Source organism: Hydrogenophaga atypica (assembly GCF_042665215.1).
GTDB lineage: Bacteria > Pseudomonadota > Gammaproteobacteria > Burkholderiales > Burkholderiaceae_C > Hydrogenophaga > Hydrogenophaga defluvii_A.
Map to the genome: position 1 here is coordinate 1 of NZ_JBHTCA010000023.1, position 19,713 is coordinate 19,713.

18 protein-coding genes are annotated in these 19,713 nt (G+C 64.9%); 13 read left to right on the forward strand and 5 right to left on the reverse strand.

Annotated elements, in window-relative coordinates; all coding sequences use genetic code 11:
• The first annotated feature begins 233 nt into the window (after window positions 1-233).
• A complete protein-coding gene (locus ACFQPB_RS19435; RefSeq protein WP_382198223.1) occupies window positions 234-488 on the forward strand; it encodes a GlsB/YeaQ/YmgE family stress response membrane protein in 255 nt (84 codons plus the stop codon).
• Window positions 489-499: 11 nt separating this feature from the next.
• The gene (locus ACFQPB_RS19440) at window positions 500-1,033 is read left to right on the forward strand and encodes a hypothetical protein (protein ID WP_382226855.1); all 534 of its coding nucleotides are present in this window, start codon (window positions 500-502) and stop codon (window positions 1,031-1,033) included.
• Here the strand turns inward: ACFQPB_RS19440 and ACFQPB_RS19445 are convergent.
• Together ACFQPB_RS19445 and ACFQPB_RS19450 are read right to left on the reverse strand one after the other, a co-directional pair.
• On the reverse strand, window positions 1,005-4,157 hold the full coding sequence (locus tag ACFQPB_RS19445; RefSeq protein ID WP_382226858.1) for an efflux RND transporter permease subunit: 3,153 nt from the start codon (window positions 4,155-4,157) through the stop codon (window positions 1,005-1,007). The two genes, ACFQPB_RS19440 and ACFQPB_RS19445, sit on opposite strands and share 29 nt — an antisense overlap.
• Before the next feature lie 7 nt (window positions 4,158-4,164).
• Window positions 4,165-5,280 carry an efflux RND transporter periplasmic adaptor subunit gene (locus tag ACFQPB_RS19450; protein WP_382226861.1) on the reverse strand — a complete coding sequence of 372 codons (1,116 nt, stop codon included), beginning with the start codon at window positions 5,278-5,280 and terminating at the stop codon, window positions 4,165-4,167.
• 123 nt (window positions 5,281-5,403) lie between these two features.
• Between ACFQPB_RS19450 and hpnC the strand changes: the two genes are divergently transcribed.
• The 10 genes from hpnC to hpnE all read left to right on the forward strand — a co-directional run bounded on the left by hpnC (window position 5,404) and on the right by hpnE (window position 16,762).
• Entirely contained in the window at window positions 5,404-6,321 is a 918-nt protein-coding gene (gene hpnC / locus ACFQPB_RS19455) for a squalene synthase HpnC (protein WP_382226864.1), read from the forward strand.
• Between the two features lie 146 nt (window positions 6,322-6,467).
• The gene (locus tag ACFQPB_RS19460) at window positions 6,468-8,390 is read left to right on the forward strand and encodes a PrkA family serine protein kinase (protein WP_382198213.1); all 1,923 of its coding nucleotides are present in this window, start codon (window positions 6,468-6,470) and stop codon (window positions 8,388-8,390) included.
• A 27-nt stretch (window positions 8,391-8,417) separates the two neighbouring features.
• Entirely contained in the window at window positions 8,418-9,689 is a 1,272-nt protein-coding gene (locus ACFQPB_RS19465; RefSeq protein WP_382226867.1) for a YeaH/YhbH family protein, read from the forward strand.
• A complete protein-coding gene (locus ACFQPB_RS19470; RefSeq protein WP_382226870.1) occupies window positions 9,686-11,218 on the forward strand; it encodes a SpoVR family protein in 1,533 nt (510 codons plus the stop codon). Before ACFQPB_RS19465 ends, ACFQPB_RS19470 begins: the two co-directional genes overlap by 4 nt.
• Before the next feature lie 143 nt (window positions 11,219-11,361).
• Window positions 11,362-11,886: a putative pterin-binding protein gene (locus tag ACFQPB_RS19475; protein ID WP_382226873.1), complete on the forward strand. Its 525-nt coding sequence runs from the start codon at window positions 11,362-11,364 to the stop codon at window positions 11,884-11,886.
• The gene (locus tag ACFQPB_RS19480; RefSeq protein ID WP_382226874.1) at window positions 11,864-13,489 is read left to right on the forward strand and encodes a sensor domain-containing diguanylate cyclase; all 1,626 of its coding nucleotides are present in this window, start codon (window positions 11,864-11,866) and stop codon (window positions 13,487-13,489) included. The genes ACFQPB_RS19475 and ACFQPB_RS19480 overlap by 23 nt, the downstream gene beginning before the upstream one ends.
• A gap of 38 nt (window positions 13,490-13,527) precedes the next feature.
• On the forward strand, window positions 13,528-13,890 hold the full coding sequence (locus ACFQPB_RS19485; RefSeq protein ID WP_382226877.1) for a response regulator: 363 nt from the start codon (window positions 13,528-13,530) through the stop codon (window positions 13,888-13,890).
• A 2-nt stretch (window positions 13,891-13,892) separates the two neighbouring features.
• Window positions 13,893-14,504 (forward strand): chemotaxis protein CheC, encoded by a 612-nt coding sequence (locus tag ACFQPB_RS19490; RefSeq protein WP_382226879.1) that lies wholly within the window; start codon window positions 13,893-13,895, stop codon window positions 14,502-14,504.
• A gap of 99 nt (window positions 14,505-14,603) precedes the next feature.
• The gene (gene hpnD, locus ACFQPB_RS19495; protein WP_382226883.1) at window positions 14,604-15,467 is read left to right on the forward strand and encodes a presqualene diphosphate synthase HpnD; all 864 of its coding nucleotides are present in this window, start codon (window positions 14,604-14,606) and stop codon (window positions 15,465-15,467) included.
• Window positions 15,464-16,762: a hydroxysqualene dehydroxylase HpnE gene (hpnE, locus tag ACFQPB_RS19500; protein ID WP_382226885.1), complete on the forward strand. Its 1,299-nt coding sequence runs from the start codon at window positions 15,464-15,466 to the stop codon at window positions 16,760-16,762. Before hpnD ends, hpnE begins: the two co-directional genes overlap by 4 nt.
• Window positions 16,763-16,767: 5 nt before the next feature.
• Here hpnE and ACFQPB_RS19505 read toward each other — a convergent pair whose 3' ends face one another.
• The 3 genes from ACFQPB_RS19505 to ACFQPB_RS19515 are packed head-to-tail and all read right to left on the reverse strand — an operon-like array spanning window position 16,768 to window position 18,595.
• Window positions 16,768-17,190, reverse strand: a complete 423-nt coding sequence (locus ACFQPB_RS19505) for an META domain-containing protein (protein WP_382226888.1) — start codon at window positions 17,188-17,190, stop codon at window positions 16,768-16,770.
• 33 nt (window positions 17,191-17,223) lie between these two features.
• On the reverse strand, window positions 17,224-17,874 hold the full coding sequence (locus ACFQPB_RS19510; protein WP_382226891.1) for a glutathione S-transferase family protein: 651 nt from the start codon (window positions 17,872-17,874) through the stop codon (window positions 17,224-17,226).
• 25 nt (window positions 17,875-17,899) lie between these two features.
• Window positions 17,900-18,595, reverse strand: coding sequence for an HAD family hydrolase (locus tag ACFQPB_RS19515; protein WP_382226894.1), 696 nt, complete (start codon window positions 18,593-18,595; stop codon window positions 17,900-17,902).
• Window positions 18,596-18,613: 18 nt separating this feature from the next.
• Between ACFQPB_RS19515 and hemH the strand changes: the two genes are divergently transcribed.
• Window positions 18,614-19,705 carry a ferrochelatase gene (gene hemH / locus ACFQPB_RS19520; protein ID WP_382226897.1) on the forward strand — a complete coding sequence of 364 codons (1,092 nt, stop codon included), beginning with the start codon at window positions 18,614-18,616 and terminating at the stop codon, window positions 19,703-19,705.
• Window positions 19,706-19,713: the final 8 nt, after the last annotated feature.

Here is a 19,713-nt window from a genome sequence, read left to right on the forward strand (position 1 = left end):
TCGCGTGCTGGCAGCCAAGCCGCTTCGGGCTGCGCCCTTCGCAGCTTGGCTGCCAGCACCATCACATCACGTCAAAGCGGACAATCTACTTGCTACAAAACCGGACAGTTCTATTTGCTGCTGACAGTGTTTCACAACAAACCCTTTGCCGCTGCCGGGTCTGACATTTTTCCAAGATTCAAGTGCCCGGCTGCGCTACAGTGCCGCCATATCAACACCTGCGGGAGCATGTCATGGGTCAAATCATCGGTACTTTGTTTGTGGGCCTCATCGTGGGCTGGATCGCGCGTTTTCTGCTGCCAGGCAAGCAGAACATCGGCCTGATCATGACCTCGCTGCTGGGTGTGGCGGGCTCCTTCGCCGCCTCCTACGCGGGTCAGTTCATGGGCTGGTACGCACCCGGCGCGGCAGCCGGCTGGATCGCTTCCATCGTCGGGGCCATCGTGTTGCTGTTCGTCTACACCCGCGTGGCGGGCAGCGGCAACTGACGCCCCACACCATGCCCAGCACCCTGCAAATGGCCGCCGGCGACCCCGCCATGCTGGCCGTGGTGAGGCAGTGCCGGCAACTGCTGCACCGGCGCGCCCTGGTGGCCGGTGTGGCCAGCGCGGTGCCCGTGCCGGGCCTGGACTGGGCGGTGGACGCCGCCCTGCTCTCGCGCCTGATCCCGGCCATCAATGGCCACTTTGGCCTCACGCCCGAACAGCTGGACCGGCTGGACCCCAGCAAACGCGAGAAGGTGCAAAAAGCCGTGGCCCAGGTGGGCACAGTGCTGGTGGGCAAGTTCATCACCCAAGACCTGGTGCTGCGCGCCGCCAAACTGGTGGGTGTGCGCCTGACGGCCAAGCAGGCTGCGCGTTTTGTGCCGCTGGCCGGGCAGGCGGTGTCGGCGCTGATTGGCTACAGCGCCATCCGCTACCTGGGCGAGCAGCACATCAAAGACTGCCTGAACGTCGTGCGGTCGGCCGGGCTGGCGCTGCCCGCGCCAGCCACTGAGCCCAAGCTCAAGCCGGCGTCGCGTCGGGCCGCTTGACGCGGAACCAGGCCGCGTACATCGCTGGCAAGGCCAGCAAGGTCAACACCGTGGCCACGATGAGGCCACCCATGATGGCCACCGCCATCGGGCCCCAGAACACGCTGCGCGACAGCGGGATCATGGCCAACACGGCGGCGGCCGCAGTCAGCACGATGGGCCGCAGGCGGCGCACAGCCGCTTCCACGATGGCGTTCCAGGTGGGCACACCGGCCGCGCGGTCCTGCTCGATCTGGTCGATCAGGATCACCGAGTTGCGCATGATCATGCCCATGAGGGCGATCACACCAAGCAGGGCCACAAACCCGAACGGACGCCCCAGCAACAGCAAAGCACCGGCCACACCCGCCAGGCCCAACGGGCCGGTCAGGAACACCAGCATGGCGCGACTGAAGCTGTGCAACTGCAACATCAACAGCGTGAAGATGATGAACAGCATCAGCGGCATGCCGGCGGCAATCGAGCTGGAGCCTTTGCTGCTCTCTGCCACCGCTCCCGCCACTTCGATGTGGTAACCCGCCGGCCACTTGGCTTCGAGCTGGCGCAGGGTGGGCAACAGGGCCTCGGTCACGGTCGCGCCCTGCACGCCCTCCACCGCGTCGCTTTGCACGGTGATGGCGTAGCTGCGGTTTTCGCGCCACATCACGCCGGGCTCCCACGCGAAGCTGGCTTTGGCAATCTGCGTCAGCGGAATGCTCTTGCCACTGGCCGTGGGCAGGTAGGCGTTGGCCAGGTCGGTGATGGCGTCGCGCTCGTCCAGCGGCTGGCGCAGCACGATGTCGATCAGCTTGTCGCCGTCGCGGTACTGGCCCACCGTGGTGCCGGTCAGGATGGTGCGCGACGCCTGCGCGATGGACTGGCTGCTCACGCCCAGGGCGCGGGCCTTGTCCTGGTCCACCTCGAGGCGCATCACCTTCACGGCTTCGTTCCAGTTGTCGTTGACGCCACGCGTGAGCGGGCTGGCCATCATGGCGGCCTTGACCTCGTCGGCCAGCCCCCGCAACACGGCAGGCTCCGCCCCCATCACACGAAACTGCACCGGATACGGCACCGGCGGCCCATTGGGCAACAGCTTGACGCGGCCCCGCACCTCGGGGAACTCCTGTGCCAACAGCGCCGGCATTTCTTTGCGCAGGCGCTCGCGGCTGGCCAGGCTGTCCGTCATCAAAATCATCTGGCTGACGTTGGTCTGCGGGAAGATCTGGTCCAGCGGCAGATAAAAGCGCGGCACGCCCGAACCCACCCAGGTGCTGACAGCGGTGACACCACTGAGCTGGGCAAACCGCGCCTCGGCCCGGCGCGCCACCTCGTCGGTGGCACGCACCGGGCTGCCTTCAGGCAACCACAGATCAACCAGGATTTCGGGCCGGCTGGAGTCGGGGAAAAACTGCTGCTGCACCTTGCCCATGCCCACAATGCCCAGGGCAAAGGTCAACACGGTGGCGCCGATGGTGATCCAACGGTGTTGCACACACCAGTCCACCGCCGCGCGAAAACGCACGTAGAACGGACCATCGAACACCTCGTCGTGCGCCACCTGGCCCACCTTGACCTTGAGCAGCACCACGCCCAGGTAAGGCACAAACACCACCGCCACGATCCACGACAACACCAACGCCACCACGGTGACGCCAAAGATGGCGAAGGTGTATTCGCCCACGCTGGACTTGGCGATGCCGATGGGCAAAAAGCCGGCCGCGGTGATGAGCGTGCCGGTCAACATAGGCATGGCCGTGGCATCCCAGGTGAAGGTCGCGGCGCGGAACATGCTGTAGCCCTCTTCGAGCTTGCGCACCATCATCTCGACGGCAATGATGGCGTCGTCCACCAGCAGGCCCAGCGCGATGATGAGTGATCCAAGCGAAATTTTGTGCAGGCCAATGCCCCAGTACTGCATGACCAGAAAGGTCATGGCCAGCACCAGCGGGATGGTGACAAACACCACCAGGCCGGGGCGCACGTCCAGGGTGAAGGCCTTGAGGCCGCGCCCGCCGGGCCGGCGGTGCAGGCCCAGACTGAGCAGGCTGACCGCCAACACGATGACCACCGCCTCGATCAGCACCTTGACGAACTCATTCACCGAAGTGGCCACCGCCTTGGGCTGGTCTTGGACTTGCACCAACTGCAAGCCCGCCGGCAGCGTCTTTTCAAAGTCGCTGGCCACCACACGCAAGGCCTTGCCCAGGGCGATGATGTCGCCACCGGCCGCCATGGAAATGCCGAGCGCGATGCTGTCCTTGCCGTTGTGCCGCACCAGCGTGGTGGGCGGATCGACCAGGCCCAGGCGCACCTCGGCGATGTCGCCCAGGCGCAGCTGCGCGCCGCTGGCCGCGCGTATGGGCATGGCACGCAGCTCGTCCACCGAATGGAAGGCACCCGCCACGCGCACCTGCACCACGTCCAGCGGGGTCTGCACCGTGCCGGCGGGGGCCACGGCGTTTTGCTGACCCAGTTGGGCCAGCACGGCGTTCATGTCCAGCCCCAGGGTGGCCAGCCGCTTGTTCGAGATTTCAACGAACAGCTTTTCGTCCTGCACGCCAAACAGCTCGACCTTGGCCACATCCTTGACATCGAGCAGCTTCTGGCGCGCCTGGTCGGCAAAACGCTTGAGCTCCACCGGGGTGAAGCCTTCGCCCTGCAAAGCGTAGATGACGCCATAGACATCGCCAAACTCGTCGTTGAAAAACGGACCGACCACGCCCTGCGGCAAGGTGCCGGCCATGTCGCCGATCTTCTTGCGCACGGTGTACCAGGTGCCTTGCACCGCTTGCGCGGGCGAGGAATCGGCGATCTGGAAAATGATCAGCGTCTCGCCCGGCTTGGAGTAGCTGCGGATGATGTCGGTGTAGGGCACCTCCTGCAGGGTTTTCTCGATCTTGTCGGTCACCTGATCGGCCACCTGCTGGGCTGTTGCGCCGGGCCAATAGGCCCGCACCACCATGGCACGGAAGGTGAAGGGCGGATCTTCGTCCTGCCCGAGCTGGAAGTAAGCGGCACAGCCCAGGAACATCAGCACCACCATGAGGTAGCGGATCAGCGGCTGGTGGTTGAGCGCCCATTCGGACAGGTTGAATCGCTGGCGCGCGCTCGTGGCGGGCACCGCCTGGTCATCGGTCTGGCTCATGCGGTCCTCACTTGGTGCTGGGCGACATCACCGGATGCGGCGAATAACGCAACACCTTCTGACCTTCGGTCAACACGTGCACGCCGGCCACCACCACCTGCTCACCACCTTTGAGGCCAGCGGCAATCACCGCCTCGTTGCCATCGGCACCCGCCACCTGCACCGCTTGCGACTTGACCGTGCCACTGGCCTCGTCCCACAACCACACCGCCGTGCCCGCGCCCGCCTGGCGCAGGGCGCTGGTGGGCAGTTTGATGGCCTGTGCCGGACGGTTGGCCGGCGTACCCGTCACCGCCGTGGCGGTGGCACCCAACGGCGCGGTCACCGTGGCGGGCAAGCCCACCTTGACCTGGAATGTGCGGGTGGCGGTGTCGGCACTGGCCGCCACCTCGCGCACTTGGCCGGCCACCGGCTGCCCGCCGGCCCACAGCCGCACCATCACCGTTTGGCCTTGTTTGAAGCCGGCCACCCGGTCCTCGGGCACGGCAAACACCATGTCGCGGGGGCCATCGTGGGCCAGGCGCAGCACCGGTGCCCCAGCGCTGAGCACCTGGCCGGGCTCGGCCTCCACCGCCACCACCACACCGGCCACTTCGGCCCGCAGCGTCGTGTAGGCCGACTGGTTGCCCTGCAAAGCCAACTGGGCTTTGGCCTGGGCCAGGCTGGCTTCAGCGGAGCGCAGGCTGGCCTCGCGCCGCTCGATCTCGGCACCACTGATGAAGCCCTGGTTTTTCAACTCCACGTACCGTTTCAGATCGGCCGCCGCCAGGTCGCGTTGGGTTTGCGCGGCCTGCTGTGCGGCGGTGGCGGCCTGCACGCCCAGCGCGTAATCCTGCGCGTCCAGACGTGCCAGCAATTGCCCTGGCTTGACGGCCTGGCCCACCTGGGCCGGGCGCTCGCTCAGCTTGCCGGCCACGCGAAAGCCCAGCCGGGTTTCGGTGCGCGCCCGCACCTCGCCGGCGTACTCGCTGCCACCGTCCAGGCTGCCCGCCTGAACGGTCATCAACTTGACCGAGCGGATGGGCTCCTCGGCGGCGGGCGGTGGGCTGCAGGCGGACAGGCCCAGCAACAACACAGGCCAGGGCAGACACCGCGCCACAGCGGTCAGAAAGTCGGACTTCATAATTAATGACTGACTGGTTAGTAATTAGCGGGAAATGTAGAACGTGTCCGAGACAATGTCAATCCGCGAAAAATGCTGGCGCAGCCAGCGTGACGGGCGCGACACAGACGACAATCTTCGGCCATGCCCCGACCGCACCACCCCACAACCACAAGTCCTGCGGTGGCTGGCCTGGGACACCAGGGCACACAGCACTACGAGAATTTTCCCGTGGCATCGTGGCTGTGCCCCAAAGCCTTGCGGCCCGCCATTCTGGCCATTTACCACTTTGCCCGTTGCGCCGACGACATGGCCGATGAAGGCGACGCCACCGCCGAACAACGCCTGCAAGCGCTGCAAGACTACCGACACGCCCTGGTCGCCTGTGCCGAAGCTCACGGGTATCACGGTGACCGCTGGCACGCGGTGTTTGCCCCACTTGCGGCCATGATCGCCCAACACCAGCTGCCGTTGCCCTTGCTGCACGACCTGATCAGCGCGTTTGAGCAGGATGTGCGCTACACGGCCGCTGGCCGCCGCTACCGCGATCAGGCCGAACTGCTGGACTACTGCCGGCTGTCCGCCAACCCGGTGGGCCGGCTGTTGCTGCACCTCTATGGCGTCACAGATTCTGTGTCATTGCAGCGCAGCGACCAGATTTGCAGCGCGCTGCAACTCATCAACTTCTGGCAAGACCTGAGCGTGGACCTGCCACGCCAGCGCCACTACCTGCCCACCGACCGGTTGCTGGCGCATGGGGTGAACGTGTCTGCGATTGGGCCAACCGTTGCCAGCGACCCGGCCGCCCAAGCCCTGATCGCCGAACTGTGCGAGCAGGCGCGCACGCTGATGATGGCCGGCGCACCCTTGGCCCTGCAACTGCCGGGCCGCATTGGCTGGGAGCTGCGTCTGGTGGTGCAAGGTGGCCTGCTCATCCTTGACCGGGCCGATGCGCTGCAACACCGCACCTGGCACACCCGCCCGCGCCTGCGCAGTTGGGACTTGCCACGCCTGCTGTGGCGCGCCGCGCGGATGAAACGCACGGAACTCTCGCCGCGCTGATGGGCTCATAACGGCGTGTGAAGCACAGTGCGGTGCACAAGCACCACACTTGCAGAAACACACCACACACCCGCAGCTTGCGGGCGTATGATGAATTCGCAGTGTTCTCCACTGTGTGCCGTGGGTCTGTTCAAAGGGAGATTCGCATGAACATCTTTGACCACTACAGCAACCGCTACGAGCGGACGCGCGAGGAAGAGTACTCCTTGCAGGAGTACCTCGAACTCTGCAAGCGCGACCGCCTGGCCTATGCCAGTGCTGCCGAACGCATGCTCGAAGCCATCGGCGAGCCCGAACTCATCGACACGCGGCACGAGCCCCGCCTCTCACGTATCTTCGCCAACAAGGTGGTGAAGATCTACCCCGCCTTCCGCGACTTCTACGGCGCCGAGGAAGCCATCGAACAGGTGGTCTCCTACTTCCGCCACGCGGCCCAGGGCTTGGAAGAGCGCAAACAAATCCTTTATTTGCTGGGCCCCGTGGGCGGCGGCAAATCGTCCATCGCTGAAAAGCTCAAGGCCTTGATGGAAAAGGTGCCCTTCTATTGTCTCAAGGGCTCGCCGGTGAACGAGTCGCCGCTGGGCCTGTTCAACGAGGCCGAAGACGGCACCATCCTTGAAGAAGACTACGGCATCGCGCGGCGTTACCTGCGTGGCATTCCCAGCCCCTGGGCCGTCAAGCGCCTGCAAGAATTCAACGGCGACATCAACCGCTTCCGTGTCGTCAAACGCTTCCCTTCGGTGCTCAAGCAGATCGCCATCGCCAAAACCGAACCGGGTGACGAGAACAACCAGGACATCTCTTCTCTTGTGGGCAAGGTCGACATCCGCAAGCTCGAAGACTTTGCGCAGGACGATACCGACGCCTACAGCTACTCGGGTGGCCTGTGTCTGGCCAACCAGGGTCTGCTGGAGTTTGTGGAGATGTTCAAGGCCCCCATCAAGGTGCTGCACCCCTTGCTGACGGCCACGCAGGAAAGCAACTACAAGGGCACGGAAGGTTTTGGCGCCATCCCTTTCGATGGCGTGGTGCTGGCGCACTCCAACGAATCGGAGTGGAAGGCCTTCCGCAACAACCGCAACAACGAAGCATTTCTTGACCGCATCTACATCGTCAAAGTGCCCTACTGTTTGCGGGTGACGGAAGAGGTGAAGATTTACGAGAAGCTGGTGCGCAACTCGTCGCTCTCGCAAGCGCCCTGCGCCCCCGGCACGCTCAAGATGATGGCGCAGTTCTCGGTGCTGTCGCGTCTGAAAGAACCCGAGAACTCCAGCATTTACAGCAAGATGCAGGTCTACGACGGCGAAAGCCTCAAGGACACCGACCCCAAAGCCAAGTCGCGCCAGGAGTACGTGGACTACGCTGGGGTGGACGAGGGCATGAACGGCCTGTCCACGCGTTTTGCGTTCAAGATCCTCTCTCGGGTGTTCAACTTCGACAACACCGAAGTGGCCGCCAACCCGGTGCACCTGCTCTATGTGCTGGAGCAGCAGATCGAGCGCGAGCAGTTTCCACCGGAGACCGAGCAAAAGTACCTCTCTTACCTCAAGGAGTACCTCGCGCAGCACTACGTCGAGTTCATCGGCAAAGAAATCCAGACCGCCTACCTGGAGAGCTACAGCGAATACGGCCAGAACATCTTCGACCGCTACGTGAGTTTTGCCGACTACTGGATCCAGGACCAGGAGTTTCGTGACCCCGACACCGGTGAAAGCTTTGACCGCAACGCGCTCAACGCCGAACTGGAGAAGATCGAAAAGCCTGCGGGCATCTCCAACCCCAAGGATTTCCGCAACGAAATCGTCAACTTCGTGCTGAGGGCCCGCGCCCAAAACGCCGGAAAGAACCCGGTGTGGACCAGCTACGAAAAGCTGCGCACCGTGATCGAAAAAAAGATGTTCAGCAACACCGAAGAGCTGTTGCCGGTCATCAGCTTCAACGCCAAAGCCAGCGCCGAAGACGCCAACAAACACCAGGAGTTTGTCTCGCGCATGGTGGACAAGGGCTACACGCCCAAACAGGTTCGATTGCTGTGCGAGTGGTATCTGCGCGTGCGCAAAGCGTCCTGAGCCCACCCACCTGACACGGGAGGCCACGTGGTCTACCTCATTGACCGCCGCATGCAGGGCAAAAACAAATCTGCGGTCAACCGCGACCGTTTCCTGCGCCGCTTCAAGGGCCAGGTCCAGCAGGCGGTGGCGCGCGCCATCAAGGAACGCTCCATCACCGACATGGAGAAAGGCGAGAAAATTTCCATCCCGGTCAAGGACGTGGGCGAGCCCAGTTTTGGCCACACCCGGGGCGGTGTGTGGGAAACGGTCAGCCCCGGCAACCGCAAATACGTCAAGGGCGACCGGGTACCCAGGCCTGCTGGTGGTGCCGGCGGGCAGGGGCAGGGCCAAGGCGGCAACAGCGACGAAACCGGCGAGGACGACTTCATCTTCGAACTCACGCGGGAGGAATTCCTCGACTGTTTTTTTGAGGACCTCGCCTTGCCAGACCTGGTGAAAACGCAGCTCGCCTCCATCAGTGAATGGCGGTCGCAGCGGGCCGGCTACACCATCTCAGGCACACCAACCAACATCCATGTGCTGCGCTCGCTGCGCGGCGCCTTGGGTCGGCGCATCGCCATCGGCGGGCGCCCGCAGCGCCGGCTGGCTGAAGCCGAACGCGAACTGATCGGCTTGCTGGGCACGCCGGTGGACGACAACGACGAACGTGTGCTGGCACTGCGTCGCGAAATCCACCACCTGCGCACGCGGCTGCTGGCCATTCCCTACCTCGATCCTTTCGACCTGCGCTACAGCAACCGCATCAAGGTGCCCAAGCCCAGCACCCAAGCGGTGATGTTCTGCCTGCTCGATGTCTCGGGCTCTATGGACCAGGCACGCAAGGACATGGCCAAGCGTTTTTTCATCCTGCTCTACCTGTTTCTGTCGCGCATGTACGAACACACGCAGGTGGTGTTCATACGCCACCACACCCAGGCCGCCGAGGTGGACGAACACGAGTTTTTCCACTCGCGCGAAACCGGCGGCACGGTGGTGTCATCTGCGCTCACGCTGCTGACCAAAATCGTGCGCGAGCGCTACGCCAGCAGCGAGTGGAATGTTTACGTGGCCCAGGCATCCGACGGCGACAACTGGGACAACGACTCCGAACAGTGCCTGAAAATGCTGCACGAGACCATCATGCCGGCTGTGCAGTACTACGCCTACGTCGAGATCACCGACGGCCCGCCCCAGAACCTGTGGCACGCCTACGAACAGGTGGCTCAGATGCACCACAACTTCGCGCAGCAGCGCATCGTGACACCGGCCGACATCTTTCCGGTGTTCCGCGAACTGTTTCGCAAACAACCGAAATGAACGCACCCACCGCGTTGCCACCACGTTTCCGACTGCCTGACCAGTCGGAGTGGACCTTCGAGCTGATCGAAAAGATCCACCTGGAGATCGCACGTGTTGCCCGAGGCTTCGGCCTCGACACCTACCCCAACCAGCTGGAAATCATCACCGCCGAACAGATGATGGACGCCTACGCCTCGGTGGGTCTGCCGGTGTCCTACCACCACTGGTCCTTTGGCAAACACTTTCTGGCCACCGAAAAAAGCTACAAGCGCGGGCAGATGGGGCTGGCCTACGAGATCGTCATCAACTCCAACCCCTGCATCGCCTACCTGATGGAGGAAAACAGCCTGACCATGCAGGCCTTGGTGATCGCGCACGCGGCCTACGGCCACAACTCGTTTTTCAAGGGCAACTACCTGTTCCGCACCTGGACCGATGCGGAAGCCATCGTGGACTACATGGTGTTCGCCCGCAAATACATCGCCGACTGCGAGGCCCGCCACGGCCTGGAGGCGGTGGAGTTGCTGCTCGACTCGTGCCATGCCCTGCAAAACCATGGCGTGGACCGCTACAAACGCCCGGCCAAGCTCTCGCTGGAGAAAGAACTGGCGCGCCAGCGCGAACGCGAGGCCTACCTGCAAAGCCAGGTCAACGACCTGTGGCGCACCGTGCCCCAGCGCGCCCACGCTGAGGCCGAGGCCACGCCAGTGCGCTTCCCTGACGAACCACAGGAAAACCTGCTGTACTTCATCGAAAAATACGCCCCGCTGCTGCAGCCCTGGCAACGCGAAATCATCCGCATCGTGCGCAAAATATCGCAGTATTTCTACCCCCAGCGCCAAACGCAGGTGATGAACGAAGGTTGGGCCACGTTCTGGCACTACACCATCCTCAACCAGTTGTTCGACGAAGGTGTGGTGGGCGCGGGCTTCATGATGGAGTTTTTGCAAAGCCACACCAATGTGGTGATGCAGCCTCCTGTGGGCCACCCCTACTACCGGGGCATCAACCCCTATGCGCTGGGTTTTGCCATGATGCGCGACATCCGCCGCATTTGTGAACAACCCGAGGGGGAGGACCGCGAGTGGTTCCCCGACATCGCGGGCAGCGACTGGCACAAAACGCTGGACTTCGCGATGCGCAACTTCAAGGACGAAAGTTTCATCGCCCAGTACCTCTCGCCCCGGCTGATACGCGACTTCCACCTGTTTGCCGTGCTCGACGACGACCAGGACAGCCAACTCACCATTTCGGCCATCCATGACGCCAATGGCTACCGCCACATCCGCCAGCGCCTGGCCGACCAGTACAACCTGGGCAACAACGAGCCCAACATCCAGGTGTGGGCGGTGGACCTGCAGGGAGACCGCGCACTGACCCTGCGCCACACACCCTACCAGCGCCGCCCGCTGAATGACCACACCGACGAGGTGCTCAAACACGTGGCACGCCTGTGGGGCTTTGACGTGCGGCTGGAAACCGTGGACGAACACGGCGCAGTGAGCAACGTGCGCGAACGCAAATGGGAGAAACGCAACCGCATCTGAGGCGTGGGTCACACCTGCGGCGCCAGCCCATCGGCCCCCAACAGCCCCGCCGCCTGTGCTAATCTGGACGGTTAAACACTTTTAAAACCTGTTGTGGACATGTTCCCACACACCTTCAAAAAAGTCGTCAAGTTGGGATTGCGGTGAACACCATCAACAAACGCAGGTCGTTTCTGGGCCTGGTGGGCGCATGGGCATGGGCCTGCCACCCGACCCTGAACGCCCAGACCTTGTGCCCCAAACCCGTGGGCCGGCCGGTGCTGGTGCTGCGCACCTCGCGCAGTGCCACCGCCCCCTGCGACCTCCAGGCGCTCGACCAGATGCCCCAAAAGACGTTGGAGACACAGCTGCCGCCCAGCCTGGGATTGCGTGGCCGCCACCGCTGGAGCGGCGTCCCCTTGAGCCACATCGCGGGCCTGCTGGGGGCCGGCCCCGATGCCGAGGTCCAGCTGATCGCGCTGAACAACTACGCGGTGTCCGTGCCCATGCGCGACCTGCGGCGCTACGACCCCGTGCTGGCGTCAAGGCGGGACGGCAAACCCTTGAGCGTGCGCGACAAGGGGCCGCTCATCCTCATCTACCCCTTTGATCAGCACCCCGAGCTCGACGCGCAGGACTACCTGAACCGATCGATCTGGCAGGTCCATGAAATCCGCGTCAACCCCTAGCGGTCAGGAACTGTTTGCCAGCCAAAAGCTGATGGGCACGCGGCACTTGCGCATGCTGCGCTGGGTGCTGGGCGTCGTGCTCCTGATGGCCGTGGTGGCGGCCTCGGCGCTGTGGCTGGCACAACACCAGGCCCGTTTGCTCTCACGGCCCAGCCAGCACAACGACCTGTGGTACATCGCCAGCGTGAACAACGAGTTGTCGCGGGTAAGCCTGCTGGCACAGGAAGCGGCCGCGGGCGACACCAGCATCGACGAGCTGGTGCTGCGCCTGGAGGTGTTGTACAGCGTGCTCGACCACTCGCCCACGGCACCCAAGGTCAATGTCCAGTTCCGGGACACCCTGCCCGAGACGGCCAACACACTCGATGAACTGGCGCGCGCCGTTGACGCCAGCGCGAAGCAGCTGGAACAGCCCAACAACGCCAACCTCCCCGCCACGCTGCGTCAGGTGGCCACCGGGTTGCAACGGTTTCGAGAGCCCATTGCCCAGGCGGTGGCCGATGTGCACCTGGCCAGCACACTGGAAGCGGACCGACAACGCCTGCGTCTGCTGCTGAGCTTCACACTGCTGAGCCTGGCCTTGATCGTGGTGCTGGTCGGCACGGGCATCATCATCTGGCGGGCGCTCAAAGACCGGGAGGTCGCGCTCCAAACCTCCCAGGCTCTCAATGAGGCCAACCAGCTCCTGGAAACCCGCGTGCGCGAGCGCACCCGACAAATCGATGAAGCGCACAACCTGCTGACCTTCATCCTGGACGCCAGCCCCAGCGACGTTGCGCTGATCGATGCGCAAGGGGGTCAGGTCCACTACATCAACCGCCGGCTGATGGAGCGTCTGGGCATGCACCAGCAGCCGCAGACCTTGCGTTTGCAAGACCTGCTGCACGATGCCGCGACCGGCCAGGCGCTGCGCCAGGCACTGGACGAGTCGGGCCAGATCGATGGTGTGGAGGCCCAAATCGCGTCCACGCCGCCCTACTGGAGCTCGCTGTCCGACCAGCTCATCGAAGTCGAAGGCCGCCTGTGCCACCTGCTCTGGGGTTTCGACATCAGCACCCACAAGCGGCTGGAGCACGAACTGCGCCTGCTGGCCACCACCGACGCGCTGACGGGCCTGAACAACCGGCGGGCTTTTCTCGACAAGGCCGAAGTGCTGCTCGAACACTGCCGCCGTTACCGCCACGCCTGCGGCGCGCTGATGATCGACATCGACCATTTCAAGACCGTCAACGACCGCCACGGCCACCAGGCCGGCGACGAGGCCTTGCGCGCCACGGCACGGGCCATCCAGTCGGTGCTGCGCGATGCGGATGTGGTGGGGCGCCTGGGTGGCGAAGAGTTCGCCGTGTTGCTGCCCAACGCCGACCTGCAGGGCACGCTGGACACCGGCGAGCGCGTCCGACAGGCGATCTCGGCCATCACCCTGCCCTTGCCGGATGGGCAAACCCTGCGCCTCACGGCTTCGCTGGGCGTTGCCAGCTTCCAGCCGCCGGCGCAAACCCTGGCGCAACTGCTGGCCCAGGCCGATCAGGCCCTCTACCGCGCCAAAGCCGAAGGCCGCAACCGCGCCGTGCGATACCTGCCGGAAATGCTGGATTTGTAACTTGGTTTAAATTAGGCTTGTTGCCCAGAGTCTGTTCTATGCCCATCCAACTTCTCATCGTCGACGACAGTCGCATGTCGCGCATGCTCCTCAAAGGTCTGGTTGACCAGCACCACCCCGACTGGAACGTGCTGCAAGCGGCCAGCGGCGACGAAGCCTTGCTCATTGCCCGCGAAACACCGCTGGACCTGGTGTCCATGGACTACAACATGCAGGGCATCAACGGCCTGGACGCCGCCATCGCGCTGCGCGCCTTGCAACCCAAGGCCCACATCGTGTTGCTCAGCGCCAACGTGCAAGCCGCCGTGCAGGAGCGCGCACGCGCCGCCGGCATCCCCTTTTTGCCCAAACCCATCACGGCCGAAACGCTCAAAGCCATCGCCGAAGGCGCAGGAGTCTGACCATGTTGAAGCTCGACGACGACCAACTGGACGCCCTGTCCGAGATCTTCAACATCGGCGTGGGCAAAGCCGCTGCGGCCATGAGTGGCCTGGTGGGTGACGAGGTGCTGTTGTCGGTGCCCCACGTCAGCCTGCTCACCGTGAGCGAAGCGGCCCAGGAACTCAATGCCGCCAACCCCCGGCTTTACGCCGTGCGCCAGCCGTTTGACGGCGTGTTCAAAGGCGACGCTCTGCTGATTTTCCCAAGCGAAAAAAGCCTGGAGATCGTGCGTGTCGTCGCCGGCCAGTCGGTGCCCGAGGAGCAACTCTCGGGACTGGAGCGCGATGCCATGACCGAGATCGGCAACGTGATGCTCAACGCCTGCATCGCCGCGCTGTCCGATCTGCTGCAAAACGAATTCGACCTCGGCACCCCCGACGTGAACATTGGCGACGGCCGCAGCATCTTGCGCACCCGCATCCAGAACCACCTGGTGGTGTTCCTGCACATCCGTTTTGAACTCAAAAGCAGCGATATCGAGGGTTTTGTGGTGTTTGTGCTCAACACCACCTCGCTCGAAACCCTGCGCCTGTGCCTGGACAAGATGCTGGGCCGCCCCACCACGGTGGCGTAGACGCACCGCAGCCGCAGGCGGGCAGCGGCACGGCGGCAACCCCTCACGTGGGCCCTGGGCACGTGCGGTGTTTAAACTCCCCCCAAACCGCCGCCGCCGATGAGTCCTGAAGAACAAACCGTCCAACAACAGGTTGCCGCCTCAGGCAGCAGCTTTTACTACGCCTTCCTGTTCCTGCCCGCGCCCCGGCGCTCGGCCATCACCGCTTTTTACGCCTTTTGCCGCCAGATCGATGACGTGGTGGACGAGACCACCGATCTGGGCGTGGCACAGACCAAGCTCGAATGGTGGCGTGCCGAGGTGGCGCGGACCTTTGCCGGTCAGGCCCAACACCCTGTCATGCGGGCGCTGGCGCCGCATCTGGGGATCTATGGCATCGAATCACGCCACCTTCTGGCGGTGATCGATGGCTGCCAGATGGACCTGGATCAAAGCCGTTACCTCGACTTCGCCAACCTCAGCACCTACTGCCACCTGGTGGCGGGCATCGTGGGTGAGGTGTCGGCACGCATCTTTGGCCAGACGCAGGAGGCAACCACCGCCTACGCCCACACCCTGGGTCGTGCGCTGCAGCTCACCAACATCGTGCGCGACGTGGGCGAAGACGCGATGCGCGGTCGCATCTACCTGCCCATCAACGAGTTGCAGCAATTCAACGTCAAGGCCCATGAGCTGATCAAGCGAGGCCAGGGGGCGGTCGAACCCGACTTTGAGGCCCGTTTTGTGGCACTGATGCGTTTCCAGATCGACCGCGCCCAGGCCACCTACGACCACGCCCTGTCTTTGTTGCCAGCCGCCGACAAACGTGCGCAGAAACCCGGCTTGATGATGGCCAGCATCTACCGCACGCTGCTCCATGAGATCGCCAACGACCCGGTGCTGGTGCTGACCCAACGGGTTTCACTCACGCCCTTGCGCAAGTTCTGGCTCGCCTGGAAAGTGCAAGCGCTGGGCCGGCTGTGACCAGAACAGCGGTGGTGGGTGCAGGTTGGGCGGGCCTGGCCGCGGCCGTGGCAGCCACCGAGGCCGGCCAACACGTCACTGTCTTTGAGGCCGCACGCACCCTCGGGGGGCGCGCGCGCACGCTCATGCTGGACACCCCCACGGGGCCGCTGGCGGTGGACAACGGCCAGCACATCCTGATCGGCGCCTACACCGCCACGCTGGGTTTGATGGCGCGTTTGGGTGCGCCACCCGAAACGGTGCTGCACGCCCTGCCGCTGGCCCTGCCCTTCGCCAACGGCACCGGCCTGCGCACGCCAACTTGGGCCGCGCGTTGGCCCGCGCCGCTCGATGCCCTGGCCGCCATCGCCACCACACCCGGCTGGGGCTGGCGCGAGAAGCTGTCGCTGACCAAGGCTTCGCTGGGCTGGCAGTTCGGCGGCTTTCACTGCGATCCGCAGCTCACGGTGGCGCAGTTGTGCGTCCGCCTGCCCACCCAGGTGTTCCAGGACCTGATTGAGCCGCTGTGTGTGTCGGCCCTCAACACCGCCGCCCACCAGGCCAGTGCGCAGGTGTTTCTGCGGGTACTGAAAGACGCCTTGTTTGGCGCCGGCCACGGCCCGTGGAACGGCGCCACCTTGCTGTTGCCACGTGTGCCCCTGGGTCAACTGCTGCCCGAACCGGCGCAACGCTGGCTGCAGGCACGCGGCGCACAGGTCCACACCGGCCGGCGCGTGGGCACGCTGCTGGCAAGTGCATCTGGCTGGCTGGTGGACGGCGAGCCGTTTGACCGCGTGCTCCTGGCCACACCGCCGGGGGCGTCGGCGCGCCTGCTCGAACCCTTGGCACAACACTTTCCCGCCGCCGCAGCCTGGACAGCGCAGGCCCAAGCGCTGCGGTTCGAGGCCATCGCCACCGTCTATGCCCTGGCGCAGCGGCCGCTGCCGCAAGGTGCGGCCATGCTGGCCCTGCGCCACGGGCCAGGCGCGCCGGCCCAGTTTGTGTTCGACAAAGCCGCGTTGGGCGGGCCCAAAGATTTGTTGGCTTTTGTGGTCAGCGCCAGCGGCAACGACCGCGAACGCCTGCAGGCAGACGTGCTCACACAAGCCCAGGCGCTGGGCCTGGGGCCGCTCAACGTGCTGCAGACCGTGGTGGAAAAACGCGCCACCTTCGCCTGCACACCCCAGCTCCAACGCCCACCCAGCCACATGGGAAACGGTCTGTGGGCCGTGGCCGATTTTGTGGCAGGCCCCTACCCGGCCACGCTGGAAGGTGCGGTGCGCTGCGGCCTGGCGGCCGGTGCCCGGAGCGACTGACGCGCTCAGTGCAGCTGCACCCAGCGCATCAGTTCCGCGCCACGGGCATCGAGCAACACCAATTGACCGGGCTCCAGGCGCCCACCCTGGGTCGCATCCAGCGCGCGCAACACGCGGCTCTCGACCACCATCAATTCGTCGGTACAGGCACGGCGGGTGCCCGCCAGCGGCCCCATTTGCAGGCCGCCGCCCAGGTGCAAGGCACCGGCAAACCGGTTGCATCCGCTGTGACCGATCACCTGCGTGGGGCTGACGAACTGCAGTTCAGGCCGCTGCCCCAGGGGCAACAAGGCCAGCGCGGGGTCGGCCGGCACCCATTGGGTGCCGGGCAAGGCCTGCAGTGAGGCCAGGGTGGGCAGGGATTGGGGCTGGTGGCCACAGCCGGCCAGCACCGCAGACAAGCCCAACACAACGCTCAGTGTTTTCATCACAGTCTCCCAATTGCCGTCCGTTCTGGTGGTTCAAGCCTTGGCACGCAGCTGCGCCAGGGCGGGCCGGCTCACACAGGCGTGCAGCCAGGCGTGGGTCAGCGGGTAGCTGGTCAGCACATGGTCGGCGGCGCGCGCCCAGTTGAGCACGCTGGCCACACACAGATCGGCCACGGTGAAACGGTCGGCCGCCAAGTGGGTTTGGCCACGCGCCTGCTGGTGTTGCAGGTGCTGCTCCAGCACCCGCAGCGGCACATGCAGGCGTTTTTCGGCCGATTCGGCCAGCTCCGGCTTGCGTTGATCGGCCGGCATGGCCACGCGGTGCATCAGCACCGTCAGCGCGTCCTTCTCCAGTTCGGTCACCGTCCAGAAGCTCCAACGCAGGGCGTCGGCGTCTTCGGCGGCGCTGGCGGGCGCGATGTCGCTGCCATCGCCCCGGCCGTGGTGGCGCGCCACGTACAGGGTGCAGGCCATGGACTCCCACACCACCACATCGCCATCGGGCCGGTGGTCTACCAGCACGGGGATGTGGCCGTTGGGGTTGAGGGCCAGAAATTCGGGCGTGCGGGTGGCGCCGTCTTTGTAGGGCGTGGGCAGGTGCTCAAAGGGCAGGCCCAATTCGGCGGCGGCCCACAGCGGGCGCACCGCGCGCGAGGCGACGATGCCGTGGATGGTGAGGCTCATGGTGTGTGTGATGTGGAAGCTCAGGTCAGACGAGGCGATCGACCAGGGTTTGCAGGTCGGCCACCGTGAGGTGGGGTTGGCAGGAAGCGTGGGCCCAGTCATGCCCCGCGCGGTTGACCCACACGAACTGCATGCCAGCGCCCAGGCCACCCACGCCGTCCAGGTGGGCATCGTCGCCCACGTGCAGTGTGTCCTCGGCCGCCGTGCCCACCAACGCAGCGGCCGCATGGAAGATGCGCGGATCGGGCTTGCCCACGCCAAAATCGCGTGCGCTCAGCGCGCCCTTGAAATAGCGGGCCAAGCCCACGCGTCCAATGTCGGCGTTGCCATTGGTCAGGGCCACCAGCGGGTAACGGGCGCTCAGGGCCTCCAACGCGGGCAAGGCGTCGGCAAACAAATCGACCTGGTGCCGGGCGTCGAAAAACACCTCAAACGCCGGCTCGGCCAGAGCCGGGTCGTCACCTGCGCGTTGCAAGGCCAGGCGGATGGCCTCGCGGCGGATGACACCCAGGTCGTGCGCCAAGTGGGCGAACTGGGCTTCGGTGTCGGCGCGTATCTGGCGTTTGACTTCGGGCTGGGCCAGCAGCCCAACAGTGGCGGGCGCCCGGTCGGCCAGCCAGTTGGTCAGCGCGGTTTCGGCGCGGGCGATGGTGGGCCAGATGGGCCACAAGGTGTCGTCCAGGTCCAGCGTGATGGCCTTGATGCGCGATGGGTTCAGCATGGTCGGGGAGAATACCGCATGCCCTTCCGCCCCGAACCCCCGTACACCCATGGCCAGCCGGCCAAAACCGCCATCCTGTTGTGCAACCTGGGCACGCCCGATGAAGCCACCGCGCCGGCCGTGCGCCGCTACCTCGCCGAGTTCCTGGGCGATGCGCGTGTGGTGGAGATCCCCAAGCCCCTCTGGTGGCTGATCCTTCACGGCGTCATCCTGCGAGTGCGGCCGGCCAAGTCGGCCGCCAAATACGCCAGCATCTGGACTGCGGAGGGCTCACCGCTGAAGGTCTGGACCGAAAAACAGACCACCCTGCTGCGCGGCTTCCTGGGCGAAAAAGGCCACAAGGTGGAGGTGCGCTATGCCATGCGCTACGGCAACCCGTCCATCGCCTCGCAGCTGGACGCGCTCAAGGCCGAAGGCGCCACCCGCATCCTCATCGTGCCCATGTACCCGCAGTACAGCGGCACCACCACCGCCAGTGTGATGGACGCCGTGTACGACTGGGGCAAACGGGTGCGTCACCTGCCCGAGCTGCGCTTCGTCAACCGCTACCACGACGACCCCGGCTACATCGCCGCGCTGGCCGCCTCGGTGCGTGCCCACTGGATGGCCCACGGCCAGCCCGAGAAGCTGGTGATGAGCTTCCACGGTGTGCCCGAACGCACCCTGCGCCTGGGCGACCCCTACCACTGCGAATGCCACAAAACCGGCCGCCTGCTGGCGGAGGCGCTCGGCCTGACCAAAGACCGCTACGTGGTCACCTTCCAGTCGCGTTTTGGCAAAGCCAAATGGTTGGAGCCCTACACCGAACCGACGCTGATCGCGCTGGGCCAGCAGGGTGTGAAACGCGTGGACGTGATGTGCCCCGGCTTCACCAGCGACTGCCTGGAAACGCTGGAAGAAATCAACATGGAAGCGCGCGAAGCCTTCCTGCACGCGGGCGGCGAGCAGTTCAACTACATCCCTTGCCTGAACGACCGCAACGAATGGATTCGCGCCCTGGCCGACCTGAGCGAACAGCATCTGGCGGGTTGGCCCACGCGGGTCACGCCCGATGAAGCCGCTGCCCGCGATTCGCTGGCGCGCGCCAAGGCCATGGGGGCGGTGCGCTGAGGCGCTTC

Bases quoted from the DNA above. Each gene is read 5' to 3' on its own strand.
- hpnC (WP_382226864.1), top strand. From the start codon at position 5,404: ATGCCCCGACCGCACCACCCCACAACCACAAGTCCTGCGGTGGCTGGC.
- ACFQPB_RS19505 (WP_382226888.1), bottom strand. From the start codon at position 17,190: ATGAAAACACTGAGCGTTGTGTTGGGCTTGTCTGCGGTGCTGGCCGGC.
- ACFQPB_RS19485 (WP_382226877.1), top strand. From the start codon at position 13,528: ATGCCCATCCAACTTCTCATCGTCGACGACAGTCGCATGTCGCGCATG.
- ACFQPB_RS19480 (WP_382226874.1), top strand. From the start codon at position 11,864: ATGAAATCCGCGTCAACCCCTAGCGGTCAGGAACTGTTTGCCAGCCAA.
- ACFQPB_RS19440 (WP_382226855.1), top strand. From the start codon at position 500: ATGCCCAGCACCCTGCAAATGGCCGCCGGCGACCCCGCCATGCTGGCC.
- hpnD (WP_382226883.1), top strand. From the start codon at position 14,604: ATGAGTCCTGAAGAACAAACCGTCCAACAACAGGTTGCCGCCTCAGGC.
- ACFQPB_RS19515 (WP_382226894.1), bottom strand. From the start codon at position 18,595: ATGCTGAACCCATCGCGCATCAAGGCCATCACGCTGGACCTGGACGAC.
- ACFQPB_RS19435 (WP_382198223.1), top strand. From the start codon at position 234: ATGGGTCAAATCATCGGTACTTTGTTTGTGGGCCTCATCGTGGGCTGG.
- ACFQPB_RS19510 (WP_382226891.1), bottom strand. From the start codon at position 17,874: ATGAGCCTCACCATCCACGGCATCGTCGCCTCGCGCGCGGTGCGCCCG.
- ACFQPB_RS19470 (WP_382226870.1), top strand. From the start codon at position 9,686: ATGAACGCACCCACCGCGTTGCCACCACGTTTCCGACTGCCTGACCAG.
- hemH (WP_382226897.1), top strand. From the start codon at position 18,614: ATGCCCTTCCGCCCCGAACCCCCGTACACCCATGGCCAGCCGGCCAAA.
- ACFQPB_RS19460 (WP_382198213.1), top strand. From the start codon at position 6,468: ATGAACATCTTTGACCACTACAGCAACCGCTACGAGCGGACGCGCGAG.
- ACFQPB_RS19450 (WP_382226861.1), bottom strand. From the start codon at position 5,280: ATGAAGTCCGACTTTCTGACCGCTGTGGCGCGGTGTCTGCCCTGGCCT.
- ACFQPB_RS19490 (WP_382226879.1), top strand. From the start codon at position 13,893: ATGTTGAAGCTCGACGACGACCAACTGGACGCCCTGTCCGAGATCTTC.
- ACFQPB_RS19445 (WP_382226858.1), bottom strand. From the start codon at position 4,157: ATGAGCCAGACCGATGACCAGGCGGTGCCCGCCACGAGCGCGCGCCAG.